Raw genomic sequence first — 25,032 nt, 5'->3', positions numbered from 1 at the left:
GCAATGGCAAGCACGAACAGGACCGGGATGCGGGATAGGGTCAGCGCGGCGTGCAACTGCCCACGCGGCGCGCTTCGGCCGAATAGTCGAAGGGCAGCCCTTGGGCGATGCCCTGCGTTTCGATCTGGGCCAGCCGCGCGTTCTCCATGCGGATGCGCGTGCGGCCATAGCCGTTGCCGGGGCAGGTGTATTGAATGGTGACGGCACTGGGCGTGTCCTCGATCACCACGCTGCGGCAGGCGGCGCCGGCGTGGCGCAGCTGGACCAGGTCGCGTCCGTTGTCGATGCACAGCGAACTGCGTGTGGTCGTGGTATCGCGCACGCGGACGTCCCATTGGCCCGCTTCGAAGCGGTCAAGCATCAGCAGGCCCGAACGCTGCGCCAGCAGCGACGGCGCGGCGAAGGCCAGCGTCGCGATCCCGGCAAGGACCGCACCGCGCCCCAGGCGCGCAATGATTCGCTCGTTCCAGTTCATGGCCATTAACAATGACATCCCCACGTCCGTTGTCAGTGCGGGATTTCACAATATTTCATGACAAAAATAGGGCGGTCCGGACCAGATTCAATGGCCCGCGCCGGCGCGGCATGACCTCAATCCAGATCGATTGCGAAATCGCGCGAACAGAACGCGCAATCGACCACGATCACGCCATCTTCGTTGCGCATTTCGGCGCGCTCACTTTCGGGAAAGCGGGACAGTATCGATCGGTAGTGCTCGACGGTGCAGCGACAACCGCGTTCCAGCGCCGGTCCGCGTTCGACGCGCACTTCCCGTTCCTCGTGAAACAGGCGCCACGCGATGCTTTCCATGCTCAGCGCGGGATCGAGCAGCTCTTCGGCCTTCACGCTGCCGCCCATGGTCGCGATATGCTCCCATTGCGGATGGTCGAGCCGCGCGTGCAGCCGCTCGCGACCCTCCTCGCCCTCGGGCAGGTGCTGCAGCAGCAGGCCGCCGCCGACGCAGCCCGTGGCATCGTGGCGCACGGCGGACCGGATCAGCGTGGGCACCTGCTCGGACTGGAGGAAATAGGCTTCGCAGGCTTCGGCCAGGCACGAACCTTCCAGCGGCACGATGCCTTGATAGCGCTGGTCGGTGGAGGGAAGATCGAAGGTCACCGCCAGATAGCCATCGCCGAACAGGGCGTGCAGCGTGGGGGCCGGCCCCAGCTCGTCGAGCCGCGCCTTGTCGAACCGCGCATAGCCGCGCAGTTCGCCGCCCCGGTAATCGCAGACCAGCAGGTCGATCACGCCCTCCCGCGTCTGCGCCTGCATGGTCAGCTGGCCTTGCTCGTCCTTGAGCAGCGAGCCGAGCAGCGCGGTCAGCACCAGCGCTTCGGCCAGCAGATGCTTGACCGGTGCGGGATAGGCGTGCGCCGAAAGGATGCGATCCAGCACCGGGCCAAGCCGCACGACCCGGCCGCGCGCGTCGCGATCGGGCACGGTGAACAGCAGCGTCCGGTCGAAGCCGGTTTCGCCATCGTGAATATCAGGAGCGCTCATCAGCCGTGTTCACCGTTGCCTTCAGATCTGGCCGAAAACCCAGCGCAGCACCGACTTCTGGGCATGGATGCGGTTCTCCGCTTCATCCCATACCACCGACCGCGGGCCGTCGATCACCGAATCGGTCACCTCTTCGCCGCGATGCGCGGGCAGGCAGTGCAGGAACAGGGCGTCCGCATTTGCCTGCGCCATCAGCGCATCGTTGACCTGATAGGGCGCCATGGCCTGCAGCTTGGCTTCGGCGTGGGCCTGCCCCATCGAAATCCAGGTGTCGGTTACCACCACGTCCGCGCCGCGCGCCGCTTCGGCGGCGTCGCGGTGAAGCGAGACGCGCGCGCCGCCGGCCTGCGCGCGGGCGATGAACCCGGCATCGGATTCATAGCCTTCGGGCACGCCGATGCGAACGTTGAACTTCATCAGCCCCGCCGCTTCGACGATCGAGTTGAGCACGTTGTTGCCATCGCCCAGCCAGGCGACTTCCAGGCCGGGCAGGGCCTTGCCGTGTTCGATCACGGTCAGCAGGTCTGCCATGATCTGGCAGGGGTGCGACAGGTCCGTCAGCCCGTTGATCACCGGCACGGTCGCGTGGTGCGCCAGTTCCTCGACCTTGGCGTGATCGTCGGTGCGCAGCATGATGGCGTCGGCCATGCGGCTCAGCACGCGCGCGGTATCGGCGATCGTCTCGCCCCGGCCAAGCTGGGTGGTACCGGCGTCGAGCACCAGTGCGCTGCCGCCAAGCTGGCGCATCGCCACGTCGAACGACACGCGCGTGCGGGTGGAGTTCTTCTCGAACACCATGGCCAGCACGTGCCCGGCCAGCGGCGCATCGTCGTCGACGCGCCCCTTGGGGAAGCCCTTGCGCGCCGCCTTCCGGTCGATCGCGTCGTTCAGCATCGCGGCAACGGCATCGCCGCCCGCGTCGGTCAGGTTCAGGAAATGCCGGGTCATGATGGCGTGGCCTCGACCTTGTAGCTCGCGGCGCCGGCCGAGAGCTTGTCCATGAATTCATCGATATGCGAATCGTCGATCACCAGCGGTGGCAGCACGCGCAGGGTGTTGTCGCCGGCCGAAACCGTGAGCAGCTGGTGGTTGTCGCGCAGATGCGCCACGAACGCGCGGGGCTCGATCTTCATCTTGACGCCCAGCATCAGCCCGCGTCCGCGCACCAGTTCGAACAGATCCGGGTAGTTGCCGATGAACTGTTCCAGGCGGCCGCGCAGGCGTTCGCCGGTGGCGCGCACGTTGGACAGGAATTCGGGGGTGGCGACGATATCCAGCACCGCTTCGCCGGCAGCCATGGCCAGCGGGTTGCCGCCATAGGTGCTGCCGTGCGTGCCGAAGACCATGCCGCGCGCGGCCTTTTCGGTGGCGAGGCAGGCGCCCATCGGGAATCCGCCGCCGATGCCCTTGGCCGTCGCCATGATGTCCGGAAGCACGCCATATTGTTCATAGGCATAGAGCGTGCCGGTGCGCGCCACGCCGCACTGCACCTCGTCGAACACCAGCATCAGGTCGTTTTCGTCGGACAGGTCGCGCAGGCCCTTGATGAACGCGTCGGAGCCATCGCGGATGCCGCCTTCGCCCTGGATCGGTTCGACCAGGAAGCCGGCCGTGTTGGGGCCGATCGCGGCTTTCGCGCCTTCCAGATCGTCGAACTCGACGTACTTGAAGCCGGGCAGCAGGGGCAGGAAGCCCTTGTGCATCTTGTCCTGATTCGACGCGCTGATCGTGGCCATCGTGCGGCCGTGGAATGCGTTCTTGAACGTGATCAGCTCGAACTTGTGATCGTCGCCGGCATGCTGGTGATAGGCGCGCGCGGTCTTGATCGCGCATTCCACAGCCTCGGCGCCCGAATTGGTGAAGAACACGGTATCGGCGAACGTCAGATCGACCAGCCGCTGCGCAAGATGCTCGCCCTGCGGGCTGCCGTAGAGGTTCGACACGTGCATCAGCGTCGCCGCCTGCTGCTGGATCGCGCCGATCAGGTGCGCGTTCGAATGGCCGAGCAGGTTGACGGCGATGCCGCTGGCGAAATCGAGATAGCGGGTGCCGTTCTCGTCAATGAGGTGGCAGTGCTCCCCTCGCACAGGTCGCACGCCGCACCGGGGATAGACGGGCATGAGCGGTGTGATCGACATGGGCAGCTCCTGTTTCATTCACGCAAATCGGAAGACGGGAATCGCAAACGACAAATGGCGGCCGACTGGCCGCCATTTGCGCGCGTTTATTGTGTTGCAGGCCCCCGGTCAAATGCCGGGGCCGGTGCGGACCGGATCAATCCTGACGCGGCACCAGGTTGACCGCCGAGTACTTGCCTCGTCGATCGACCTCGAGATCGAATTCCAGCTTGTCGCCTTCATTCAGCTCGCGCATGCCCGAACGCTCCACAGCGCTGATGTGCACGAACGCGTCCGGCTGGCCGTCATCACGCGTGATGAAGCCGAAGCCCTTCATCGCGTTGAAGAACTTGACCGTGCCGGTCGCCTTTTCGCCCGTCAGTTCGCGCTGCGGCGCGGCCGGCTTGGAGGCAACCTCGATCACGTCGCCGACGACCTGAAGGTCCGCCGCCGAAATCTTGCCGCCGCGATCGACCAGGTTGAATTCGAGTTCCTGACCTTCGGCCAGGCCTTCCAGCCCGGCGCGTTCAACCGCGCTGATGTGCACGAAAACGTCTTCGCCGCCTTCGTCGCGCTGGATGAAGCCAAAGCCCTTCTGGGCATTGAAGAACTTCACCTTGCCCTTGCCGGTGCCGACGACCTGCGCGGGCATGCCGCCGCCACGGGGGCCGCCGAAGCCGCCACCACCGCCGCCGCCGCCGAAGCCGCCGCCACGGTTGCCACCGCCGCCGAAGCCACCGCGATCACCGCCGCCGAAGCCGCCACCACGGTTGCCGCCGCCGAATCCGCCGCGGTCACCACCGCCGAATCCGCCACGATCGTAACCGCCGCCGAAGCCGCCGCCACCGCCGCTGTAGGGATCGAAATTGTCTTCGCCGAATCCGTCGCGCTTATCCCGTCCGCGACCCCGCCGCCCTCTGTCAAAACCCATAAACTTCAATAGACCTTCGTTCCGCCCCTGCTTTCCCCGGCGCCGCGGGCCGGATGCGGAGACCGGCGGCACGACAAGGAATCCGCGCCGGACAAAAGGCCGACCTTCTTCATTGCACTCATCTCTATAGCGAAGAAAAAGCCATAGCGCGAATGGAATCGGCAAAAGAGACCGGATTTCCGGGAACTTTCGTTGATCCGCCGTTTCGGAGGCAATTTTTCCGATCCCGGAGGCGGCTGCGAATGCTTGCTCTTGGCCAGTGGTTTGGGCAGAAGCACTGTCAATTGCGTGCCGTTTCGGAGGGCGAGCCGGCGCGATCACCTGCACGAGTCCTGCCACGACCGGCATTCGCCGTCGTCAGCCTCAATCCGGGAGTAGGCACCGTTGTTCCGCAAGATCGATGATCGCACTTATGCCAGTCCGCAGATCACGGTGGCGGACGTGGCCGAGGCGAAAGCGCTGGGAATCGCCGTGATCATCAACAACCGTCCCGAGGACGAATCCGACGATCAGACGCCGGGTGCCGCGATCGAGGCAGCGGCGCGCGAGGCCGGGATCGCCTATCACGCGATCCCCGTGACGCACGCGGGCTTCGCTGCCTGGCAGGTGGAAGCGATGCGCAAGGCGCTGGACCAGGCGGGCGACCGGCCAGTGCTCGCCTACTGCCGATCCGGTACGCGCTCCACGCTGCTGTGGGCGCTGGCCGAGGCGGCGGCTGGCCGCAATCCGTCGCGGATCGCGGCGGGTGCGGCCGGCGCGGGGTATGACATCACGCCGGTTCGCGCGCAGGTCGATATGCTCGCGGCGCAGGCCGGTTGAGCCGGTACAGCGATCGTGAAAGTGGTGCAGGCGTTTCTTGCCCAGCCCGGCGTGCTTCTCGTGCTCAAGACGCTGGCTTCCCTGGTCGGGGTGCTGTTCGTGGTGCAACTCGCGCGCTGGATGAATCTGGGCGGCGACGTGCGGATTCGCGACGAGGATCACGCGGGCGCGCTGGCCGACGAGGCGATGTGCGGCTTCGTGCCGGTGGCGGTCGGGCTCGACAAGGCGCGGATCGGCGCGCTGGTGCGCGATGCGCAGGGCCGGGTCATGCTGATTCGCCGCCATGGCAGCCACTTCGCCGCGCGACTGCTGGAAAGCCACGCCGGCGTCCGGCTCGACCAGCAGTTCCTGACCGTTTCCACCGGGGACAGCCGCTTCGGCACGATCACGCTCAACCTCGGCCCCGATGCGCAGGCCTGGGCGGCAAGCCTCCGCCGGCTGGAAGGATAGGGCCATGACGCCGGACATCCATCCTTTCGATATCGTGACTTACGCGGTGCCGTTCTTCATCCTGGCGATGATCGCGGAAATGGCGTGGGCGCGCCGCCGCGCGCCGGAAGCCTATGAACCGCGCGATACCTGGACCTCGCTGGCGCTGGGGCTGGGCAGTACGGTTGCCGGCGCGCTGACCGCCGGGGTGGTCTATGCCGCCGCGATGTGGCTCTATCAGCACCGCGTGGCTACGGTGCCGTTCGCCTGGTGGGCCTGGATCGCGTGCTTCGTGCTCGACGATTTCAACTATTACTGGGCGCACCGCACCGGCCACCGCATCCGCTGGTTCTGGGCAAGCCACGTCAACCACCATTCGAGCCAGCACTACAACCTGTCCACCGCGCTGCGGCAGACCTGGACCGGCTTTTTCGCGCTCTCGTTCGTGTTCCGCATCTGGCCGGCGCTGCTCGGCTTTCACCCGGCGATGCTGGTGACGGTGGGGGGCGTGAACCTGGTGTACCAGTTCTGGATTCACACCGAGGCGATCGGCCGGATGCCGCGCTGGTTCGAGGCGGTGTTCAATACGCCGTCGCATCACCGGGTCCACCATGCGACCAACCCGGTCTATCTCGATCGCAACTATGCCGGGGCGCTGATCGTGTGGGATCGCCTGTTCCGCACGTTCCAGCCCGAACTGGAGGACGAACGCATCCGCTACGGCATCGTCCGCCAGCTCGGCACGTTCGGGATCGGGTGGTCGGTGTTCCACGAATGGGCGGGCATGTTGAAGGACTTCGCGGTCGCGCCGCTACGCTACAAGCTGGCCTACCTCGTGCGCGAACCGGGGTGGAGCCACGATGGCAGCCGCGACACGTCCGACCGTATCCGGCAGCGCTGGCGCGAACGGCAGGACGGGGCAGCCTCGGGTTGAGCCCCTCGATTGATGTCCTGGCGTGGACAAATGCAGGAGCGAGTGGAGCGACCGAGAATGGGCGACAACCGTCAAGACCCCTTTATGCCTCTCCATCTTCCCCCGTCATGCCAGCGTAGGCTGGCATCTCTGGCCTCAGGCAATCCGGCATGAGATCCCGGCCTTCGCCGGGATGACGGGATTTGATTTTGGGCGACGGGCTCTAGATTGAAAGCCCGTCGCGCAGCAGGTCCGCCGCCACTCCGGCGATGTCTTCCACCGGCCGGCTGGCGTCCCACACGCCGAAACGCAGGCCCAGGAACACGTTCATGCCCATCAGCGCCCAGGCGCGCACTTCCTGATCGCCTGCGCGCAGCGTACCCTGGGCGACGCCGTCGTCTAGGCGCGCGGCGATGCGCAGCGCGGTGCCTTCGTAGTGCGCACGGTAGCTTTGCGGATCGGCGAACTCCGCCTCGTCGATGATGCGGTAGATTTCCTTGTGCTCGCGCGCGAAGCGCAGGAAGCCTTCCAGCGCCTCCCGCTCGCGCACCAGCCCTGTTGCTCCCGCGCTGACGGCCGCGGCCGCGGTGGTGGCGACACGGGCGGACATGTCGCGCACCAGCGCGGTGAAGATCGCGTCCTTCGAATCGAAATAGGTATAGAAGCTGCCTAGCGCCGTTCCCGCGCGGCGGGTGATCCCGCTGATCGAGGCTTCGTGGAAGCCGCGTTCGCCGAACTCGGCCGCCGCGGCATCGAGCAGGCGCCGCAGCGTTTCCCGTCCCCGCGCGGTACGCGGGGCCTTGCCGGGGCTCGCCTTTTCCGGATCTACCGACACCCTGCTCTCCCATCCGTGGGCGATCGTCCCTCCGACCGCCCGAACCCGGTCCTTAGTGCCGGGGCTGTTGCGCTTTCGCCACGTCCTATCCACGATTTCGGTTTGTCTCAAATGAAAAGTTGAAACATGGTTCAACTTTCAATATCGGTTCGCGCAGACGGGCCTTTCATCGGTCCGTGAGAGGGAGCCTGATCCATGAACCGTTTTCGCGTGCGCGCCCTTGCGGCCGCCACCACTGCGCTTGTTGCGCTGCCCGCCATGCCCGTTTTCGCGCAGGAAGCTGCCTCCGAAGCTGTGGCGAATGATTCGGGCGAAATCGTCGTCGTTGCCCGCAAGCGCGAGGAACGCCTGGTCGATGTGCCGATCGCCATCACGGCGCTGTCCACCGAAGGGTTGGAAAAGGCCGGCGCCAAGGACCTTTCCGGCGTGCAGGGCGCGATCCCCAACGTGAACATCGTGCAGGGGCGTGGCTCGGCCTCGTCGGCCAACTTCTACATCCGCGGCATCGGCCAGCCCGATGCGTTGCAGACCTTCGACCCTGCCGTGGGCGTCTATGTCGATGGCGTCTATCTCAGCCGCATCCAGGGCGCGCTGCTCAACCTGTTCGACGTGCAGCGCGTGGAAGTGCTGCGCGGGCCACAGGGCTCGCTTTACGGCAAGAACACCATCGGTGGCGCGGTCAACGTGGTGTCGAAGAAGCCCGATCTGGACACGATCCGGGGCGAGGGCGCGTTCACCTATGGCCGCTTCAACGAAGTGACTGCCAAGGGTTATATCACGGCGCCGCTGGTGACCGACAAGCTCGCGCTGTCGCTGGCTGGCGTCTATGACAACCGCGATGGCATCGTCACCGATCCCGCCACCGGCAAGAAGTACAACGATCGCAACAACCTGTCGGGCCGCGCGATCCTGCGCGCCAAGCCGTCCGACCGGGTCGAGGTGCTCATCTCCGGCGACTACACCCGCCAGCGCAACGCGCTCACGCTGGGGCAGGCCACGGCCAACCTCATCGGCTTCAACTACAATTCCACCTTCACCAGCGTCACGCCGTTCGTCATCGCCACAGCGCCGACCGGCCGCTATAACTACACCGCATCGACCAGCTTCAAGAACGGCGAAGGCCAGCGGCTCGATCACTGGGGTCTTTCGGGCACGATCAATGTCGATCTGACCGACAACCTCCAGCTCACCTCGATCACCGCCTATCGCAAGCTGAAGACGAACTTCTACGTCGATATCGATGCCACGGCGGCGGAAGTGGGCGATGTGTTCGTGGGCACGCGCCAGCACCAGTTCAGCCAGGAATTGCAGCTCAAGCTGGATACCGAAAAGCTGAAGGGCGTGGTCGGGCTCTACTTCCTCGACGAACAGGTCAATTCGCACCAGGAAGCCTATGCCGACAGCTACCTCCAGTATGTCGGCACGCCGCTGAACTTCCTGCGCACGATCGATGACCGGCAGAACACCAAGAGCTATGCCGCGTTCGGCCAGCTGACCTACAACTTCACCGAGAAGCTCGCGCTGACGGCGGGCCTGCGCTACACGCACGAGAAGAAGAAGTACTTCCGCACCACGACGGCAACGACCACCAGCCCGGTGTTCCCGGCGATCCGCATCGTCAGCACGTTCGCGTTCCCGACCAGCCTGCCGGCGCCATACAACACGCTCGACGAAGTCAGCTACGATGCGTGGACGCCATCGGCCACGCTCAGCTACAAGCCGACCACCAACACGTTGGTCTATGCCTCGGCCAGCCGGGGCTTCAAGTCGGGCGGTTTCAACGGCCGCGTCAACAGCCTCGCCGACGTGACGCTGGCGGTGAACGGCACCACGCAGATCGTGCCGACGTTCAAGCCGGAAACGGTGTGGACTTATGAAGCCGGCGCCAAGGGCACGTTCCTGGACGGGCGCGTCTCGCTGTCGGCGGCGGCGTTCTATTCCGACTACAAGGACTTCCAGGCGCGTGTCGGCGGTGGCAACACCGGCATCAACGGCGGCAGCTTCCCCGTCATCAACGCGGGCAAGCTGCGCATTCAGGGCTTCGAATTCGAAGCGGCGGTGCGCCCGTCCACGCCGCTGACGCTGACCGCGTCGGTCGGTTACCTCGATGCCAAGTACAAGGAGTTCAACGACGGCCGTCGCGCGCCCTCGTTCAGCTGCAACCCCACCGGCACGAAGATCACCTGCAAGCCGGCCTTCGCTCCGCCGCTCACGATGCGGATCGGCGCGGACTACCGCATTCCGCTGGGCGAAGCCTCGCTCAGCTTCGGCGGTGATGTCCGCTTCGTCGACAAGCAGTACCTTTCGGTCGACAACCGCCCCGGCCTGACGGAGGACGGCTATCTGCTGGGCAACGTCTATGCCCAGCTCGATTACGACCGGTTCTACCTGCGCGGCATGGTCAAGAACGTGGGTAACGCGCTCTACAAGACCGACGGGCAGGAGTTCAGCTCGGTCGGCAACATCCAGACCGTGTACTACGGCGATCCGCGCACCTGGAATCTCACGCTCGGCGTGCGCTTCTGACGCACGCGATCCCCGGCGCCCCTTTCCCCCTCCTCTCCTCCCTCGGCGGAAGGGGCGCCAACGGGGTCAATACGCAAAGGCCGGAAGCAGGTGACCCTGCTTCCGGCCTTTCCTCTCGGGGAACTGTAGGGCGGTTCTAGCTGGCGAGCCGCAGCGATCCGGCTGCCGGCGCTTCCGCTACCGGCTGATCGGGCCAGATGCCGCGCGTATCATACACCGCCTTGCCGCTGCGTTCGGCCAGCGGCACCACGCGGAACACGTCATGATCGACCAGCACGATCAGCACGCCGCAATCCTCCAGCGCGGTGTCGAGGTCGATCAGCGCCGCGCCGGTGTCGGTGAACTCGATCGGCAGGGCGGAGGCATAGGGTTCGACCACGCTGATGCGATCGCCGAAGCGGCGTGCCAGCGTCGCCGCGACATAGCGCGCCGGGCTTTCGCGGAAATCGTCGATGTTGGCCTTGAACGCCAGGCCCAGGCAGGCGACCTTCTCGCCCGGATGCGCTTCCAGCAGCGCCGTGGCCTTGGCGATCACGTGGTGCATCTTGCCATCGTTCACTTCGCGCGCGGTGCGGATCAGCGGCGTCTGTTCGGGCGCGCCGTGGACGATGAACCACGGGTCCACCGCAATGCAGTGCCCGCCCACGCCGGGGCCGGGCTGGAGGATGTTGACGCGCGGATGGCGATTGGCCAGCCGGATCACTTCCCACACGTCCAGCCCCATCGTGTCCGCCACCACCGACAGTTCGTTGGCGAAGGCGATGTTGACGTCGCGATAGGCGTTCTCGACCAGCTTGGTCATCTCGGCCGAACGCGCGTCCGTGGTCACGCAGGTGCCGCGGACGAAGCGCTTGTAGAAGGCCAGCGCCTTGCGCGCGCAGCGCGGGGTGATGCCGCCGATCGAGCGATCGTTGTTGGTCAGTTCTTCCAGAATGCGGCCCGGCAGCACGCGTTCGGGGCAGTAGGAGATCGAAACGTCGGGGGTTTCACGCGTCAGGCCCGGAAACTTCAGGTCCGGACGCAGGCCGGCCATCAGGTCGCGCATCTTCTCGGTCGTGCCCACCGGAGAGGTGGATTCGAGGATGACGGCATCGCCCGCCTTCAGCACGGCGGCCACTTCTGTCGCCGCCGCCAGCACATAGGAAATGTCGGGCGTGTGGTGCTCGTCCTTCTCGAAGGGCGTGGGCACCGCGATCACGAAGACGTCGGCCGGCTCGATCCGCGTGGAGGCGCGCAACAGGCCGCGCTGGACCACGCCATGCACCAGCCCGTCGAGATCGACTTCCTCGATATGGATTTCGCCGCGGTTGATCGTTTCGACCACGCGTTCGGACACGTCGAGGCCCAGCACCCGGCACCCCGCGCGCGCGATGATCGCGGCGGTGGGCAGGCCGATATATCCCAGTCCGACAACGCAGACGTCGGGCTTCACTTCACCGGTTTTGAGGTTACCGGGCTGGTTCGACATGTCCCAAAAGCTCCACGATGCGGCGCGATGTCTGCCCATCCCCGAACGGGTTGTGGGCGCGCGCCATGGCCGAATAGGCAGCCTTATCGTCGAGCAGGGTGAAGATTTCGGAAACGATACGGTCCGCATCGGTTCCAACGAGCTTTGCCGTGCCGGCGGCCACGCCTTCGGGTCGCTCGGTGGTCTCGCGCATGACCAGCACAGGCTTGCCCAGCGCGGGCGCTTCCTCCTGCACGCCGCCGCTGTCGGTCAGCATGATCTCGCTGATCGCCAGCAGCCGCGCGAAATGCGGGTAGTCGAGCGGTTCGATCATCGCCACGTTGGCAAGGCCGGCCAGCGCCGCGTCCATCACCTTGCGCACGTTGGGGTTGGGATGGACGGGGAAGATCAGGGCCACGTCCTCGCGCGCGGCGATGCGGCGGATCGCTTCGGCGATGTTTTCCAGTCCGCCACCGAAGTTCTCGCGCCGGTGGCTGGTCACGCCAATGATCCGCTTGCCCGCAAAGCGCGCTTCCAGTTCGCCGAGGCCTGCCGCCAGCGCCGGTTCGGCGGCGATGCGCGCGGTGATCCATTGCAGCGCGTCGATCACGGTGTTGCCGGTCACATGGACCGTGTCGGCGGGGACGTTTTCGGCATGGAGCGCCGCGGCGGAAGTCTCGGTAGGGGCGAAATGGAGCGCCGCGATCGCGCCGATGATCTTGCGGTTCACCTCTTCCGGCCAGGGGTGATAGATGTTGTGGCTGCGCAGTCCGGCCTCGATGTGCGCCACCGGCAGTTTGCGGTAATAGGCGGCTAGCGCGCCGGCCATGGCCGTGGCGGTATCGCCCTGGACCACCACCCAGTCCGGCTGTTCGGCGTCCATCACCCGGCCCAGCCCGGTCAGCAGCGCGGCGGTCAGCCCGTCGAGCGTCTGGTCCGGGCGCATCAGGTCCAGATCGTGGTCGGGCACGATCCCCGCGATGTCCAGCACCTGGTCCAGCATGCCCCGGTGCTGCGCCGAAACGCACGTCACCACGCGAAAGCGCGGGTCCGCGCGCAGGGCGTGGATCACGGGGAACACCTTGATGGCTTCGGGGCGGGTGCCGAATACGACGAGGACGGTCTTGGTCATCGGCACGCTCCTATCACCCAGTCGTTAAACCCGTGTTATGGGGCCGGCGATGCGGCAACCGTCTTGCGGCAGGAATTGGCGCCGATCCGCCGGCAATTCGCGCCGGGCCATTAACGACGAAATAAGAGCCTTGGCCTAAAGCGGGCACACAGCGGCGTGCGCGCCGCGCGAAGGAAAGGCCTGCCTGTGACTGCCATGTACCCCCCGATTGCCGCCAAGCCACAGCCCGGGGCCACTGGTTCCGTCACCGCGGCGACAAGGGTGACCGTGGTTGGCCTCGGCTATGTCGGGCTGCCACTGGCGGTGGCGCTGGCGCGGCAGTTCTTCGTCACCGGTCTCGACATCGATCGCCGCCGCATCGCCGAACTTTCCGAAGGGCACGACCGCACGGGCGAGATCGAGGCCGGGCAGCTTTCGCTCTCGGGTCTCGGGGTCACCAGCGATGCGCAGGTCTGCCCGCCCAGCGATTTCTACATCGTGACGGTGCCGACGCCGATCGATGACGCGAATCGCCCGGATCTGCGCCTTGTCGAAGCCGCCTCGCGCACCGTCGGCGCCATGCTTCCGGCTGCCGTGCGGGAAGGGCGCACGCCGGTGGTGGTGTTCGAAAGCACGGTCTATCCGGGGGTGACGGAAGAGATTTGTGGGCCTCTGCTGGAAGAGGCGTCGGGGCTGGTGTGTGGCCGGGATTTCTTCCTCGGCTACAGCCCCGAACGGATCAATCCGGGCGACCGTGAACATACCATCGACCGGATCACCAAGGTGGTGTCGGGGCAGACGCCCGAGGTGCTCGACCGGGTAGCCGATCTCTATGGCGCGATCACCAGCGGCGGCGTGTTCCGCGCCGCCTCGATCAAGGCGGCCGAAGCGGCCAAGGTGATCGAGAATGCCCAGCGCGACATCAACATCGCGTTCATGAACGAGATCGCGCAAATCTTCTCGAAAATGGATATTTCCGTGTGGGACGTGCTCGAAGCGGCGCGCACCAAGTGGAATTTCCTGCCGTTCACGCCGGGGTTGGTCGGTGGCCACTGTATTGGCGTGGACCCGTACTACCTTTCGCACCGGGCCGAGGCGCTGGGGCACGATCCGCAGGTCATCCTCGCCGGGCGCGGCGTCAACGATACGATGGCGCGATGGGTGGCGGACGAACTGCACGCGAAGCGCGGCGGGGCCGCGGGCAGCGTGCTGGTGCTGGGGCTGACCTTCAAGGAAAACGTGCCCGATCTGCGCAATTCCAAGGTCGCCGACGTCATTCACGCGCTGGCGGGGATGGGGCATGCGGTCACGGTGCACGATCCGATGGCCGATGCTGGCGAAGCCCGGCACGAATACGGACTGGACCTGTCTGCCGACGCGCTGGAGCGGACCTACGATCTCGTTCTGCTCGCCGTGCCGCACCAGACCTATCTGGCGCTGGGCGAAGAGGCGATCGCGGCTCTCGTCGCGCCGGGCGGCACGCTGGCCGACCTGAAGGGCGTTCTCAACGGCAAGGCGGACTGGCAGCTCTGATCGTGCGCGACGGGGCAGAACTTCGCCCGTTCGCGGGCGTTGTGGCCGCCGCGCTTTGACTGACATATGAATCGGCCCCGGTTCGGGGCCTGGAGAACACGATGCGCGTACTGGTTACCGGCGTTGCCGGCTTCATCGGCTTTTCGCTGACGCAGAAACTGCTCGCTCGCGGCGATACGGTCATCGGGATCGATTGCGTGAACGATTACTACGACGTGCGGCTCAAGGAAGCGCGTCTGGCGCGGCTCGAGGAGCTGGGCGGCAACCGCTTCACGTTCCTGAAGGTCGATTTCGCGGACATGGCGGCGGTGACCATCGCGCTTGATGGGCTGGAGTTCGAACGGATCGTCCATCTCGGCGCGCAAGCCGGGGTGCGCTATTCGATCGAAAACCCGCACGCCTATGTTCAGGCGAACCTCGTTGGGCACCTCAACATGCTGGAGGTCGGGCGCCATCGCCAGGTCGAGCACATGGTCTATGCCAGCTCCAGCTCGGTCTATGGTGGCAATGAAAAGCTGCCGTTCTCGGTCGACGATCGCGTCGATCATCCGCTGTCGCTCTACGCCGCCACCAAGAAGGCGGACGAACTGATGAGCGAGACGTACGCGCATCTCTATCGCCTGCCGCTCACCGGGCTGCGCTTCTTCACGGTCTATGGCCCGTGGGGGCGGCCTGACATGATGATGTGGATCTTCACGCGCAAGATTCTCGCCGGCGAACCGATTCCGGTGTTCAACCACGGCGATATGTACCGCGATTTCACCTATATCGACGATATCATCGCTGGCGTCATGGCGTGCCTCGACAATCCGCCGCCCGATGATGGCGCGCCCAAGGCCGGTGGCAGCCTCAAGCCGCACCGGCTCTACAACATCGGCAACCATCGCTCCGAACACCTGATGAAGGTGGTCGAGATTCTGGAGGCGGAATGCGGCCGCAAGGCGCAGGTCGAACTGCTGCCGATGCAGCCGGGCGACGTTCGCCAGAGCTTTGCCGACATCGACGCCATCGCGAACGACCTGGGTTACCAGCCCACCACCAGCATTGACGTCGGCGTGCCGAACTTCGTCGCGTGGTACAAGCAGTACCACGGCCTCTGATGTAGGGCCTTTACGGGCGTGCGAACACGCCGCAGGCGATGCGGCCGCCACTGTTGCCGCTGGGGTCGGTCTTGTAGTCGTCCGGCCCCGCGTGGATGACGATGGCGGTGCCGTCCGTGTCGAACACGCGAGCATCGAAATCGGCGCGCGCCACGCTGACCGGCACGGTCAGTTCGCCGGTGCCGTCATTCTTCACGATCAGGTTGGGAAGGTCGCCGAGATGGGGGCCGGCGGGGTTTTCGGTGCCGTGCTGGTGTCCGGCCGGATTGAGATGACCCCCGGCGGTGGTAAAGCCCGGCGCCTCGCAGCGCCCCGTGGTGTGCAGGTGGGCGCCATGTGCGCCGGCCGGCAGGCCCGATGCGGTCAGATGCAGCAGGATCTGATCGCCACTGGTCACCAGTTCCGCCCTCCCTGCGGGATGACCATCCGCGGTTGCCAGCGGCGCGGTCGCAAGAACGGTTGAGGATGTCGCCGCCTGTCCCGTCGCGGCGCAGGCGGTCAGCGTCATCAGGGAAACGGCGGTCAGCGACAGCGGCGTGAGCGAGCGGGGCAAGCGAGTCATATCTGGGCCTCCTTGGCATGGTGCCTAGTCAGCCATAACGAAAAAGGGGCCGGATTGCTCCGACCCCTCGTTCGATTTCGGCAAAAAGCCTGAAATTACATGCCCGAACCCGGACCGTAGGTGATTTCCACGCGACGGTTCTGGAGTTCGCGGACGCCGTCCGCGGTCGGAACGCGCGGGTTGGCCTCACCGAAGGCCTGACTGGTGATCGAACCATCCGGGATACCGTGCGAGGTGAGGTACGCACGGACCGAGGTGTTACGACGGGCCGAGAGGCCGAGGTTGTACTTCGGCGTGCCCGAACGGTCGGTGTAACCGGCCAGCATGATCGGCACGCTGTTGCAGTTGCCATACGCGGTGATCGCGTTGTCGAGGATGGTCGCTGCTTCCGGCGTGATGTCCGACTTATCCCAGTCGAAGAACACGATGTACGGACCCTTGTTGCACACGGCCACCGGCGGAGGCGGCGGGGGCGGCGGCGGAGGGGGCGGCGGCGGGGGCGGCGGCGGCGGGGGCGGCGGCGGAGCGACCGGTTCGGCGCCACCGAAGTTGTAGGCCAGCGTCGCCATCAGCGAGTGCGAACGGAAGCGCGTGCGCACGTTCGTGCCAGCGTTGTTCACCAGATCGTTGTGGTCCTGGTTGTAGAAGCGATACTTCAGACCGAGGTCGACGTGCTTGCTGATCGGCGCGCGGATGCCCGCGAGAGCCTGCCAGGCGAAGCCGGTGTCCGAATCCACGACGTTGACCGAGGTCGGGCCAGTGACGGGCGTGATCACTGCGTTCTTGACGCGGCCGACGCCGACGCCGCCGCCAACGAAGCCCTGCAGGCCGTCATCGGGACCGAAGTCGAGCAGGCCGTTGGCCATGAAGCTCAGCGCGCTGGCGCCACCACCGAGCTGGGAGTCGGTGTAGTTCTGGGTCGAGCTGCGATAGGCCTTTTCTTCGGCGCGACGATAGCTGGCTTCTGCTTCCAGGCGGAAGGGGCCGAAATCGTAGCCGACGATGCCGCCGAAGTCGTAGCCGGCCTTGGTGTCCAGCGTGCCGTCGTTGTTCTTGCCGGTGAAATTGTAGATGTCTTCCACAATCATGGCACCCGCGTCACCCTCGACGTACCAGGACTTATCCCGGGCGAGAGCTGGCGTGGCCAGGGCGCTCGACGCCATGGCCAGGCCTAGGACCAGTTTCCGCATTATTGATTCCCCTTTTTGCAATAATCTTGCCACGTCGTGGCGGTTGTCTACCGGTTCTCAAGTGCTCATGCAAGCGGGCACGCTTGCCAGGTGTTGCGAAAATACAACGCTGTTGCGCTGCGCCTCTTCGTAAACCGCGGCAGAAATACCCTCATGTTCCGCCGAAATGCTTCATGAGGGCGTTTGTTCCCGTAATTTCAGGGGAGCAAACCGCAATTCCGCAAACTTTGAACCAGATCGGCGAGAAATGCGCGCGCTTCCACGTCGATCGTGCTGCCGCCCGTGGGCAGCACCGGCGCCTCGATACCGCGCCACTCTTCCGCAAACAGGCGGAAGCATTGCCGTTCGCGATCGAACACTCGCATGCCTTCGCGCGGGGGAAGAAAGCGCCATCCCCCTTCACCCCACACGGCAAGGGCCTGGTCATGCCCGCTGAAAGCGTCCGTGCCGTCCGCCGCTACCAGCCAGGCTTGCCCGTTTTCCGGCGTTTCCGGCGGCGTGGCGGTTTCCCCCTCCACCGCCGTGTGCGCCAGCGAGTCGAGCAGGAGCAGGCTTTCGTTGACCGTCACTTCCTTCTGTGACTGCCCCGCATGGAGCAGCGGCAGGTTGAATCGAGCCGTTGTGGAGGCGAAACTTGTCGGGTCGGTCATGGTCGTGCTCCGATCGGGGAGGAACTGGCGTTCAGTCCGGCAGGAAAATGGTGAGCGGCCGGGAGAGCGCGGCGCGTCCGCTCTGGCGGATGTGAAACTGGGGCGGCGCGTCCAGGCTGAGCAGTGACTCGGTCTGCGCGGGCGAGAGATCGAGCCGGGCAACGTCCGTTTCCCATCCCACAGCCGGCGTTACGGCGTCGCCATAACCTATCGTCCAACGTTCCACGTCCTCGTTCAGCGGTACGTCGACCCCGTCGGCCCAGACCCACGCGCCTCTCGCGCGCCTCACCCATGTCAGGGAGATGCCGCCCGTTTCGCTTTGCCGCACCGCGCCGTGAACCGGCGCAAGCGGGCGGCAGGTCGTTCCGGCGCCCGCGATTGGCGTGCTGACGGCCGCCGCGTCGCCCGGTCCGATCGCTGCGATGCGTGCGCTGGCCGCCTCGCCGACGATCCTTGGGTCAAGCGTGGTGATGCGGTCGTCGAGCAGGACGAAGTCCTCTCCGGCCGCGTGCTGGCCAATCGCTCCTTCGCTGCCGCCGCGTCCGCGCAGCAGGCCCGACAGGCGCCACAGCCCGTCGCCAAGCGGCTCCGCGCGCATGAACTGGATGACTTCGGCGCCGATCAGCGCGCGGTTGGCGCCGTCGAGCAGACTTGCCAGCGTTGCATCGGCCAGGACAAGATCGGCGGCGGCCAGGCGGACATCCACGGTCGAGCTTCTGTCCACCAGCAGCGGCGAGGCCGCTGACAAAGCCGACTCGCACTTTCCGACGATGGCGCGCTGCTGGCCGCTGCCGCCCAGTGGGCGCATGGCGTCCCCGGCCACCGTGGTTGCGAACAACGCCGCGCCGCGCCAGCCGGCGCTCGCACCAGACACCCCGGCGAACAGCGCGGGCGTGTTCCCATCGCCGATGCCGTCCCAGGGCAGTTCGAACGCCACCAGCCGGGTAGGCGGGGCAGGCAGGTCGATCGCGCCCAGGCAGCGGCCGGGATCGGCGGTCGTTGCGCCGCCGCCCGTTCCCGCGCCCATGCGCAGCGCGACCAGATCGAGCATCACCCCGTCCTGCTGCCATTCCCATTGTTCGATCCGCCACAGGCCGGTTGCAACCGGCACGCGGACGATCGCGCCGGGGGCGGTCGCGGGGCCGATCTCGGTCACGCGATAGCGCATGGTGTCGCGCGGGCGGCTCGCCCGCTGGCTGGCCGCTTCCGCCAGCCAGCGGGCCTGCGCGGCGTCGATCGCCGCAGGGAGTTCGATCACCGCCAGCGTGCCCGCCTCGCTGCGTCCGATGCCGCGTTGCAGCCCCGGCTGGTAGTCGCGCGCGGGGTCGTAATAGCGCACGCCGCACTGGCGCACCGTCGGCAGAGGTTCGCGCCGATGAGTCCATCCGTCGCCCTTCGTGTCGTCCGGGTTGCCGTCGCCTGTCGCCGCCGGTTGGGGCAGGAGGGGGGCGGGGGTATCGCCGACCGTTTCTGCCAGCCGGATGTCCAGCACGCCGTCATGCACCACGCAGGCGAGGGGAATCGCATCGGACAGGGTGGCAAGGATATCGCCGCACGTTCCCTGATCCACGCTGAAGCCGGACAATGCCGTGTCGATGGCCGCGCTGAGAGTCTCGGGCAGTAGCGCGGTGATGATCCGCGCCATGGTGCAGCCCTCGCTGTCGGCGATGACCTCGAACGTGAGCGATGGAATGCGGTTGCCAAAATCGGCGAGTTCCAGATCCTCGAACACCACGTAGGCGGTGTTGCGAAACGCAGGGCAGCGGTCGATCCCTTCGGCCTGCGCGATCAGCGGATCGACCGGCTGGTCGCCGTATCCGGTGTGGACGCGCATGGCCCCGCCCACCTTGAGGTCGCCCGCCGCCCCGCGCAGCAGGTTGCCGTCCGCCCACACGCGGCCGATCCCGCTGACCGGGCGGCTGGCGAGCGCCACCGCGAACGACGCGGTATAGCTATAGCGCGTTGCCGTGGGGCGTCCCTTGCTGCCCTCGCGCGTCGCATGTTCCTGCAGGTCGGTCGCCCAGATCACGCTCCCGGCGGCGCGCATCGTGCCGAAGTGCAGCGGCAGCGCGGAGCCATAGCTCGATGTCTGGACGGCAAGGTCCTTCAGGCGCGGGCCTTCGATCTGGCGGGTGCCAATGATCGCCGCGTCGATCTGGCGTCCGGCGAGGGCACCGATTGCGCCGCCCAGCGGCCCGCCGATCGCGGTGCCGGCAGCGGTCAGAAGTAGCGTTGCCATGATCGTTCAGGGCCTTTCGGACGGGATGCGCCATGCGAGCGGCACCGGCCAGGGAAGGGGGCCGGGCAGGAAGGTCACGCGGCGAAGGCCGGCGTGGGCGTGGACGAAGCCGTCCGGCGCGGCGATCAGCAGGTGCGCCTGCACCGGGCTGACGCGCGCCAGCACTACGTCGCCGTCGCGCGGCACGGGCACGAGGCCGCTGGCCCCCGCATGGGGAACCAGCGCGTCGACGGACAAGGCGCGCAGGCCGTATCCGCCGGGCGGAACCGGATGAAATCCGGCGCGGCGCATGGCCTCGGCGACCAGCCCCACGCAATCCAGCCCCGTCGCCGGATCGCGGCCGTGCAGCCGGAACGGCGTGCCGATCAGGTTCAGCGCGGCGGCGGCCAGATCGGCGTTCATGCCGGGGGATAGCGGGTCAGCAGATCGTTGCCCGGCAGGAACGGCTCGCCCTGGAAGTTCACCGCGTTGCCGAAGCGGTCCGCGCAGGTCTGCAGCGTGTGATCGCACCCTTCGCGCACCAGCAGGCGTCCGCCGTCGGAAATGGTGGCGAAGACCGGTTGGTCCAGCGCGATCCAGTCGCCATCGACTCCGATGACGTGCCGCGTCAGGCCCGCGCTCGGTCCGTCGATCCAGCGCACGCGGCCGAACAGCAGGGCATTTGCGGGAACGGCACAGGCGATGCGAATCGCGTCCCCGGCTTCCGTTATATCCATCAGCGTGGCGTCGTGCTCGAACCGCGTGCCGGAAAGCGTGCAGCCTTCCCCGCAGAACGCGGCACGACAGGTCGGTGCGGTTCGGGGCACCACATCGCGGCTTAGCTGGTCCTTCAGCGAAAGCAGTTCGGCGGAAAAGCCGGTGCTCTCCCGTCCGACCGTGCCGATCGCTCCGCTGTGCAGCGTTGTCGTTTCCAGCGTTTCCCAGTCCACCAGCCCCATGGCGATGCGCGCGCCGTCGAAGCGCCCGGCGGCGAGATCGGTCTCGCTGATGGCGTCGTGGCTCAGCGCGCCGGTGATTTCCGCGCTGTCCGCCTCGAATGTCGCCGTCCGGCGGATGGCGGACGGCACCATGCCGGGCGCGGTGCGATACGTGAGGCCGTCGAACGCCAAATCGCGGTCGTGGCTGGTGAAGCCCAGCGTCACGCCGTCGGCGCGTTCGATGCGCCACCAGGTAGCCACCGTTTCCAGTGGGCCGGTGAACCAGGTGCGGGTGCTCCCGGCCATGTCAGGCGTCCTCGCGCAGTTCGATCAGCGGTACGCTCGGCGCTTCGCCGGCGGCAAAGGCTGCGCCGGAGATGTCGAGCCGGTCCTCCGCGAAGCGCACGGGCACATCGAACAGGAAGCCCGCGCGGATCGCCGCGCCTGCGGCCGGCGCTTCGGCAAACAGGATCACGCCCTTGTCCTCCAGCGACCACCCGCCTGCCGTGACGCCATCGATGCTTACGGTCACGCTGTCCGCGCGGGGTCGGGTCACGCGCCGCCGCTGCGCCTCGCTGCCTTCGCCATAATGCTTCGCCAGCGCGAAGCGCGCGGTCAGGCCGTCGCCCGTGCCGATCCACTGGTCCAGCGGCGTCGGCGTACCGGTCATGCCGCACGAGCTGTGGTCCGACGGATCGCGCAATCGGAAGCCGCGCGCCTGCCCGCGCCGGGCGCGGAAGAAACCGATCAGCGTGCCCAGCTCCGCCTCGGACCGGACGCCGGGGCCGACATCGAAGCGCAGCCGCGCATCGGACCACAGGCTGTTGCGGCGCTCGAAGCCCGATGCGGTGATCGTCACGCTGGTCGCGAATTCCGGCGTCACCGTAGCGTCGCGGCCCAGCGCCAGTGGGAACAGCACGTCGTCGAAAGCCTGCATCGTCGGTTCCTCGCCTGAGTGTGGTTCGGGAAGCGGCGCGGCGGGATCGGGCAGCCGCGTGAAGCCGTCTCGGCTTACTTGTGGCAAGGCCCAGACGAAGCATTGCGCCACGCCCAGCGCCTGCGTCTCGCTTGCGCCGGCATCGATGCGCGGCCACTGGCTTTCCGCGCCGCCGGCATCGGGCACGAAGCCTGCGAGGTAATGCTGTGCTGCGCGCGCATAGCCCAGCCGCGCTTCCACGGTGGCGCGGCCCTGCGCCCGCAACCCTTCCGCGCCGGCGGTGACCCAGTCGTAATCCTCGATCTGAAGCACGTCGAACGCGGGCGATGCCCAGCCGATGGGCAGGTTCGCGCGCCGCGCTTCCGGCATGGCGGGATCGAGCACCGTGGGCAGGAACGTGAGAAGATGGATCGTCGCGCCCGCGCTTCCGGCCGCCTCGCGCACCGCTTCCGCCAGGTCCGCCGTCGATTGCGCCAGCAGCGCGCCGGCCGCGTCGAGCAACGCTGTCTGCGCGGGCGAAAGCGCCGCCGCCAGATCGGGAATGACCACCGGATCGCCGCCGAAAGCCGCGCGCGCCGCATCGTCGTACAGGCAGATGCGGCGATCGGGCGTGATCCACCACCAAGGCTCGCCCACCTGATACAGCACCGGTTGCCCGGCATCGCGCATCAGGCCGGCCAGCGTCACCGCCACCTTGCGCAGCCACGCCATCGCCGGGGCGCTGGCCGGGGAAAGCAGGGCCGAAGGGGGAGACCATCCGGTCCGCGCGGGTGTGCCGTCGTCGGCGTGCTGCTGCCAGTCTGCCGGGCAATGCTGCGCCAGCACCTCGTAGGATTGCGAGAGGATCACGGCATGGCCGGCCGCTTTCGCCCGCGCCAGAAAATCCCGGTGCCAGGCGTCGGCGGCGGCGTTCAACGCCGGCAGATCGGGGTCGACCACGAACCCGCCCGCGCCGTCGGCCACCAGCGCGAGGAAATGGCTCATCCCCAGGTAGTGGTTGATGCTGCCCCGATAGCCGAGGCCCCGCACCGCGCGCAGCACGCGCGCCGGGGTCTGGTTATAGGCATCGTCGTATCCGGTCGCGATCGACAACCCGTGCGGCGGGATCATCACGTCGCCCACCGTCAGCATGGGCCTGTGCCCCTGGCAGCGGATGTCGGTTATTTCCACCCAGCCGTTCGCGGCGGCGGCGAACGGGGTCTCGCTGCCCGCGTCATAGCCCGGCGCCACCAGCGACACGAACAGGCGGTCGATGTCCGCCGGATGGACCGCGTCGGCTTCGCTGGGCAGCGTGAATCCGCCGGCGAGATCGGAAAAGCGCAAGGTGATCCGCGCGTCGGTCGGCGTTCCCGTGGCGTAGTTCCACAGCCGCACGTACCAGGTGTGCAGGGCTCCGGCGGCATCGCGCCCCTCGATCGTCAGCGTCGGGCCGTCGAGCGCGTCGAGCGGCATCACGCCGGAAGAGCGCCAGCGGAACGCCAGCGTCAGCCGGCTGTAGTCGCGGCTGGTTTCGTAGGACAGCAGCGGATGGTCGCACCGGTCCTCGCTTTCCCAGATCAGGCCGACCATGTCATCGGCCTTGAGAAACACCGCGTCCACGCGCAGCCCGTCAGGCGCGATCGTGGTCACGGCGGCCATCGCCGGGCGCGGGAAATCGACCGTCCAGAAACGCGGATCGAACCGCTGGATGGTGTCCGTCTGCTGCACCGTGCGGCGCTTGGCGAGCCAGAAGCTCATGTCTCGTGCTCCCGTGGCGGGCGAGGTCAATAGTCGGTCAGCGCGCGGCGGACCGCCTGCGCCACCTGGCGGCTGGACCGGCGCAGGCTTTCGGGATGGCTGCTCCCCGCCGGGGAGACCACGCGGATCGAGACGTTGACGTTGCGCCCGCCCCCGCCGCCGCCGCCGCCGCTTTCGACGCGCCCGGCGGACGTCGGCACGAACAGTTCCGGCCCGCGTTCGCCCACCACATAGCCGCGTCCGGGCGCCACCGGCCCGCCGGTCGCGCGGCCTGGCAGGCCGAACAGCGATCCGATCAGGCTGCCAAGGCCCGGGATGCCGCCGCCGGCATCGGTTCCGCCGCCACCGGCGATCGATCCCAGCCCGTTGCGGACAGCTTGCGCGGCGATATCGCCCACCACGTTCAGCGCGGTGCGGCGCAAGTCCTCGAAGCCCAGGCTGCCGCGCCGGATCGCGCCCAGCAAGCCGCGTTCCAGCGTATCCCCGGCGCGCGAAAAGCCATCGACCAGCACCGAATCGAAGTTGTTGCGCATCTGGCCGATGTCGGCGGTGAAGCCGGCGGTATTGGCGCGCACGTCGATTACCAGCGAATCCAGATCATCCATCGCAATCGCGCTCCATCATGGCGTTGAGTCCGGCGCGGTCGATGCCGCCAGCCTCGACCGGTGCGAAGGCGGCCAGCACGGTGGCGAGTTCCTCCGGCGTGGCGGTCCAGAACGTGTCGGGCGACCACCCCAGCAGCAGCGCGGCATGGCCCGAAAGGCGCGCCGCGCCGGGTCCGAAGCGCGCTTCGGCGGGATCGGCGCTCATGCCCTGCCGCGCAGGATCTGCACTAGCAGCGCGCGCAGCGGCGCGGTGCAGGCGGCAAGGCCTTCGGCGCAGACGGCTTCGGCGAAGGCATCGCGGGCAAGGCCTTCGCGCCGCTTCAGGCAGTGCCAGAACAGGGCGACCATTTCGGCAAGGCGCAGTTCCCCCGCGCCCGCCCGCTCGACCAGCGCGAACAGCGGCCCCAGTTCCTCCTCGGCCCCGGTCAGAGCGGCGAAGCTGGGGCGCAGCGCGTGTGACACCCCGTCCAGCACCAGCGTGGTTTCGCCGCGATGGGGGTTGGCCTGGTCGCTCACGCCGGGGCGACCGCGCCGGAGCTTTCCAGCGTCATCGTGTAGTTGCGCTCGCCGTTGAAATCGCCCGAATAGTCGAGCCGCTGTACCAGGAAGCGGCCGTGCATCTTCTCGCCGCCCTCGAACGACAGCTCGTAGTCGGCGATCGTGCCGGACAGGGCGTTGGCGCGGACCTGTGCTTCGGCCGTGCTGCCCAGGAAGATGCCGGCCGCGCTGACCGTGACCGAACGTGTGCCCGCGCCGGACAGCAGTTCACGCCAGCCGCCCGAATCCTTGTTGGTGATGACCACCGTTTCGCCGTTGATCGACATCTGCGTGGTGCGCAGGCCGGCCACGGTGTTGTAGGTCGGCGTCGGCGCGCCATCGCTGATCTTCAACAGGAAGGCGCTTCCCTTCTGGGCTGCCATGTCGGGTCTCCTTG

The 25,032-nt window shown here is 67.1% G+C and carries 25 protein-coding genes; 6 read left to right on the top strand and 19 right to left on the bottom strand.

Annotated elements, in window-relative coordinates:
* Positions 1 to 40: 40 nt before the first annotated feature.
* The 5 genes from FA702_RS08300 to FA702_RS23460 all read right to left on the bottom strand — a co-directional run bounded on the left by FA702_RS08300 (position 41) and on the right by FA702_RS23460 (position 4,548).
* Complete coding sequence (locus FA702_RS08300) at positions 41 to 493, bottom strand: hypothetical protein (RefSeq protein ID WP_255504768.1); 453 nt, start codon at positions 491 to 493, stop codon at positions 41 to 43.
* A gap of 98 nt (positions 494 to 591) precedes the next feature.
* Positions 592 to 1,500, bottom strand: a complete 909-nt coding sequence (locus FA702_RS08295; protein WP_124810648.1) for an Hsp33 family molecular chaperone HslO — start codon at positions 1,498 to 1,500, stop codon at positions 592 to 594.
* A gap of 21 nt (positions 1,501 to 1,521) precedes the next feature.
* Positions 1,522 to 2,448, bottom strand: coding sequence for an ornithine carbamoyltransferase (argF, locus tag FA702_RS08290; RefSeq protein ID WP_136955761.1), 927 nt, complete (start codon positions 2,446 to 2,448; stop codon positions 1,522 to 1,524).
* Positions 2,445 to 3,638 carry an aspartate aminotransferase family protein gene (locus FA702_RS08285; protein WP_125954662.1) on the bottom strand — a complete coding sequence of 398 codons (1,194 nt, stop codon included), beginning with the start codon at positions 3,636 to 3,638 and terminating at the stop codon, positions 2,445 to 2,447. The genes argF and FA702_RS08285 overlap by 4 nt, the downstream gene beginning before the upstream one ends.
* Before the next feature lie 136 nt (positions 3,639 to 3,774).
* On the bottom strand, positions 3,775 to 4,548 hold the full coding sequence (locus FA702_RS23460) for a cold-shock protein (RefSeq protein WP_125954776.1): 774 nt from the start codon (positions 4,546 to 4,548) through the stop codon (positions 3,775 to 3,777).
* Between the two features lie 384 nt (positions 4,549 to 4,932).
* On the opposite strand from FA702_RS23460, the gene FA702_RS08275 reads away from it, so the two are divergent.
* The 3 genes from FA702_RS08275 to FA702_RS08265 are packed head-to-tail and all read left to right on the top strand — an operon-like array spanning position 4,933 to position 6,730.
* Positions 4,933 to 5,367 carry a TIGR01244 family sulfur transferase gene (locus FA702_RS08275; protein WP_136955760.1) on the top strand — a complete coding sequence of 145 codons (435 nt, stop codon included), beginning with the start codon at positions 4,933 to 4,935 and terminating at the stop codon, positions 5,365 to 5,367.
* Positions 5,368 to 5,382: 15 nt separating this feature from the next.
* Positions 5,383 to 5,817: a hypothetical protein gene (locus FA702_RS08270; protein WP_233497517.1), complete on the top strand. Its 435-nt coding sequence runs from the start codon at positions 5,383 to 5,385 to the stop codon at positions 5,815 to 5,817.
* 4 nt (positions 5,818 to 5,821) lie between these two features.
* Complete coding sequence (locus tag FA702_RS08265) at positions 5,822 to 6,730, top strand: sterol desaturase family protein (RefSeq protein WP_136955759.1); 909 nt, start codon at positions 5,822 to 5,824, stop codon at positions 6,728 to 6,730.
* A 202-nt stretch (positions 6,731 to 6,932) separates the two neighbouring features.
* Here the strand turns inward: FA702_RS08265 and FA702_RS08260 are convergent, their stop codons facing one another.
* Positions 6,933 to 7,544 (bottom strand): TetR/AcrR family transcriptional regulator, encoded by a 612-nt coding sequence (locus tag FA702_RS08260; protein WP_136955758.1) that lies wholly within the window; start codon positions 7,542 to 7,544, stop codon positions 6,933 to 6,935.
* A gap of 195 nt (positions 7,545 to 7,739) precedes the next feature.
* Here FA702_RS08260 and FA702_RS08255 point away from each other — a divergent pair, with 195 nt between their 5' ends.
* Positions 7,740 to 10,070 carry a TonB-dependent receptor gene (locus FA702_RS08255; RefSeq protein WP_136955757.1) on the top strand — a complete coding sequence of 777 codons (2,331 nt, stop codon included), beginning with the start codon at positions 7,740 to 7,742 and terminating at the stop codon, positions 10,068 to 10,070.
* Positions 10,071 to 10,206: 136 nt separating this feature from the next.
* Here the strand turns inward: FA702_RS08255 and wecC are convergent, their stop codons facing one another.
* The gene (gene wecC, locus FA702_RS08250; RefSeq protein WP_136955756.1) at positions 10,207 to 11,538 is read right to left on the bottom strand and encodes a UDP-N-acetyl-D-mannosamine dehydrogenase; all 1,332 of its coding nucleotides are present in this window, start codon (positions 11,536 to 11,538) and stop codon (positions 10,207 to 10,209) included.
* Complete coding sequence (gene wecB / locus FA702_RS08245; RefSeq protein WP_136955755.1) at positions 11,519 to 12,649, bottom strand: non-hydrolyzing UDP-N-acetylglucosamine 2-epimerase; 1,131 nt, start codon at positions 12,647 to 12,649, stop codon at positions 11,519 to 11,521. The genes wecC and wecB overlap by 20 nt, the downstream gene beginning before the upstream one ends.
* A 195-nt stretch (positions 12,650 to 12,844) precedes the next feature.
* On the opposite strand from wecB, the gene FA702_RS08240 reads away from it, so the two are divergent.
* Positions 12,845 to 14,161 carry a nucleotide sugar dehydrogenase gene (locus FA702_RS08240; RefSeq protein WP_136957310.1) on the top strand — a complete coding sequence of 439 codons (1,317 nt, stop codon included), beginning with the start codon at positions 12,845 to 12,847 and terminating at the stop codon, positions 14,159 to 14,161.
* Positions 14,162 to 14,262: 101 nt separating this feature from the next.
* The gene (locus FA702_RS08235) at positions 14,263 to 15,261 is read left to right on the top strand and encodes a GDP-mannose 4,6-dehydratase (RefSeq protein WP_136955754.1); all 999 of its coding nucleotides are present in this window, start codon (positions 14,263 to 14,265) and stop codon (positions 15,259 to 15,261) included.
* 10 nt (positions 15,262 to 15,271) lie between these two features.
* Here FA702_RS08235 and FA702_RS08230 read toward each other — a convergent pair whose 3' ends face one another.
* The 11 genes from FA702_RS08230 to FA702_RS08180 form a co-directional block, all read right to left on the bottom strand.
* A complete protein-coding gene (locus tag FA702_RS08230) occupies positions 15,272 to 15,823 on the bottom strand; it encodes a superoxide dismutase family protein (protein ID WP_255504766.1) in 552 nt (183 codons plus the stop codon).
* Between the two features lie 95 nt (positions 15,824 to 15,918).
* Positions 15,919 to 17,013 (bottom strand): OmpA family protein, encoded by a 1,095-nt coding sequence (locus tag FA702_RS08225; RefSeq protein ID WP_136955753.1) that lies wholly within the window; start codon positions 17,011 to 17,013, stop codon positions 15,919 to 15,921.
* A 197-nt stretch (positions 17,014 to 17,210) separates the two neighbouring features.
* A complete protein-coding gene (locus tag FA702_RS08220; RefSeq protein WP_136955752.1) occupies positions 17,211 to 17,663 on the bottom strand; it encodes a DUF2793 domain-containing protein in 453 nt (150 codons plus the stop codon).
* A 31-nt stretch (positions 17,664 to 17,694) separates the two neighbouring features.
* Complete coding sequence (locus FA702_RS08215) at positions 17,695 to 19,902, bottom strand: phage tail protein (RefSeq protein WP_136955751.1); 2,208 nt, start codon at positions 19,900 to 19,902, stop codon at positions 17,695 to 17,697.
* 6 nt (positions 19,903 to 19,908) lie between these two features.
* The gene (locus FA702_RS08210; protein ID WP_136955750.1) at positions 19,909 to 20,304 is read right to left on the bottom strand and encodes a C40 family peptidase; all 396 of its coding nucleotides are present in this window, start codon (positions 20,302 to 20,304) and stop codon (positions 19,909 to 19,911) included.
* The gene (locus tag FA702_RS08205; RefSeq protein ID WP_136955749.1) at positions 20,301 to 21,125 is read right to left on the bottom strand and encodes a DUF2163 domain-containing protein; all 825 of its coding nucleotides are present in this window, start codon (positions 21,123 to 21,125) and stop codon (positions 20,301 to 20,303) included. Before FA702_RS08205 ends, FA702_RS08210 begins: the two co-directional genes overlap by 4 nt.
* Position 21,126: 1 nt before the next feature.
* Positions 21,127 to 23,493 (bottom strand): DUF2460 domain-containing protein, encoded by a 2,367-nt coding sequence (locus tag FA702_RS08200; RefSeq protein ID WP_136955748.1) that lies wholly within the window; start codon positions 23,491 to 23,493, stop codon positions 21,127 to 21,129.
* Between the two features lie 26 nt (positions 23,494 to 23,519).
* Positions 23,520 to 24,098: a tail tape measure protein gene (locus FA702_RS08195; RefSeq protein ID WP_136955747.1), complete on the bottom strand. Its 579-nt coding sequence runs from the start codon at positions 24,096 to 24,098 to the stop codon at positions 23,520 to 23,522.
* Positions 24,091 to 24,303, bottom strand: a complete 213-nt coding sequence (locus FA702_RS08190; protein ID WP_136955746.1) for a phage tail assembly chaperone — start codon at positions 24,301 to 24,303, stop codon at positions 24,091 to 24,093. Before FA702_RS08190 ends, FA702_RS08195 begins: the two co-directional genes overlap by 8 nt.
* A complete protein-coding gene (locus FA702_RS08185; RefSeq protein WP_136955745.1) occupies positions 24,300 to 24,614 on the bottom strand; it encodes a gene transfer agent family protein in 315 nt (104 codons plus the stop codon). Before FA702_RS08185 ends, FA702_RS08190 begins: the two co-directional genes overlap by 4 nt.
* Positions 24,611 to 25,018: a phage major tail protein, TP901-1 family gene (locus FA702_RS08180; RefSeq protein ID WP_136955744.1), complete on the bottom strand. Its 408-nt coding sequence runs from the start codon at positions 25,016 to 25,018 to the stop codon at positions 24,611 to 24,613. The genes FA702_RS08185 and FA702_RS08180 overlap by 4 nt, the downstream gene beginning before the upstream one ends.
* Positions 25,019 to 25,032 lie beyond the last annotated feature (14 nt).

This window comes from Novosphingobium sp. EMRT-2 (assembly GCF_005145025.1).
Lineage (GTDB): Bacteria > Pseudomonadota > Alphaproteobacteria > Sphingomonadales > Sphingomonadaceae > Novosphingobium.
This window is presented reverse-complemented; position numbering and strand designations above follow the sequence as displayed.

Bases quoted from the DNA above. Each gene is read 5' to 3' on its own strand.
- FA702_RS08300 (WP_255504768.1), bottom strand. From the start codon at position 493: ATGTCATTGTTAATGGCCATGAACTGGAACGAGCGAATCATTGCGCGC.
- FA702_RS08295 (WP_124810648.1), bottom strand. From the start codon at position 1,500: ATGAGCGCTCCTGATATTCACGATGGCGAAACCGGCTTCGACCGGACG.
- argF (WP_136955761.1), bottom strand. From the start codon at position 2,448: ATGACCCGGCATTTCCTGAACCTGACCGACGCGGGCGGCGATGCCGTT.
- FA702_RS08285 (WP_125954662.1), bottom strand. From the start codon at position 3,638: ATGTCGATCACACCGCTCATGCCCGTCTATCCCCGGTGCGGCGTGCGA.
- FA702_RS23460 (WP_125954776.1), bottom strand. From the start codon at position 4,548: ATGGGTTTTGACAGAGGGCGGCGGGGTCGCGGACGGGATAAGCGCGAC.
- FA702_RS08265 (WP_136955759.1), top strand. From the start codon at position 5,822: ATGACGCCGGACATCCATCCTTTCGATATCGTGACTTACGCGGTGCCG.
- FA702_RS08255 (WP_136955757.1), top strand. From the start codon at position 7,740: ATGAACCGTTTTCGCGTGCGCGCCCTTGCGGCCGCCACCACTGCGCTT.
- wecC (WP_136955756.1), bottom strand. From the start codon at position 11,538: ATGTCGAACCAGCCCGGTAACCTCAAAACCGGTGAAGTGAAGCCCGAC.
- wecB (WP_136955755.1), bottom strand. From the start codon at position 12,649: ATGACCAAGACCGTCCTCGTCGTATTCGGCACCCGCCCCGAAGCCATC.
- FA702_RS08240 (WP_136957310.1), top strand. From the start codon at position 12,845: ATGTACCCCCCGATTGCCGCCAAGCCACAGCCCGGGGCCACTGGTTCC.
- FA702_RS08235 (WP_136955754.1), top strand. From the start codon at position 14,263: ATGCGCGTACTGGTTACCGGCGTTGCCGGCTTCATCGGCTTTTCGCTG.
- FA702_RS08230 (WP_255504766.1), bottom strand. From the start codon at position 15,823: ATGACTCGCTTGCCCCGCTCGCTCACGCCGCTGTCGCTGACCGCCGTT.
- FA702_RS08225 (WP_136955753.1), bottom strand. From the start codon at position 17,013: ATGCGGAAACTGGTCCTAGGCCTGGCCATGGCGTCGAGCGCCCTGGCC.
- FA702_RS08220 (WP_136955752.1), bottom strand. From the start codon at position 17,663: ATGACCGACCCGACAAGTTTCGCCTCCACAACGGCTCGATTCAACCTG.
- FA702_RS08215 (WP_136955751.1), bottom strand. From the start codon at position 19,902: ATGGCAACGCTACTTCTGACCGCTGCCGGCACCGCGATCGGCGGGCCG.
- FA702_RS08210 (WP_136955750.1), bottom strand. From the start codon at position 20,304: ATGAACGCCGATCTGGCCGCCGCCGCGCTGAACCTGATCGGCACGCCG.
- FA702_RS08205 (WP_136955749.1), bottom strand. From the start codon at position 21,125: ATGGCCGGGAGCACCCGCACCTGGTTCACCGGCCCACTGGAAACGGTG.
- FA702_RS08200 (WP_136955748.1), bottom strand. From the start codon at position 23,493: ATGAGCTTCTGGCTCGCCAAGCGCCGCACGGTGCAGCAGACGGACACC.
- FA702_RS08195 (WP_136955747.1), bottom strand. From the start codon at position 24,098: ATGGATGATCTGGATTCGCTGGTAATCGACGTGCGCGCCAATACCGCC.
- FA702_RS08190 (WP_136955746.1), bottom strand. From the start codon at position 24,303: ATGAGCGCCGATCCCGCCGAAGCGCGCTTCGGACCCGGCGCGGCGCGC.
- FA702_RS08180 (WP_136955744.1), bottom strand. From the start codon at position 25,018: ATGGCAGCCCAGAAGGGAAGCGCCTTCCTGTTGAAGATCAGCGATGGC.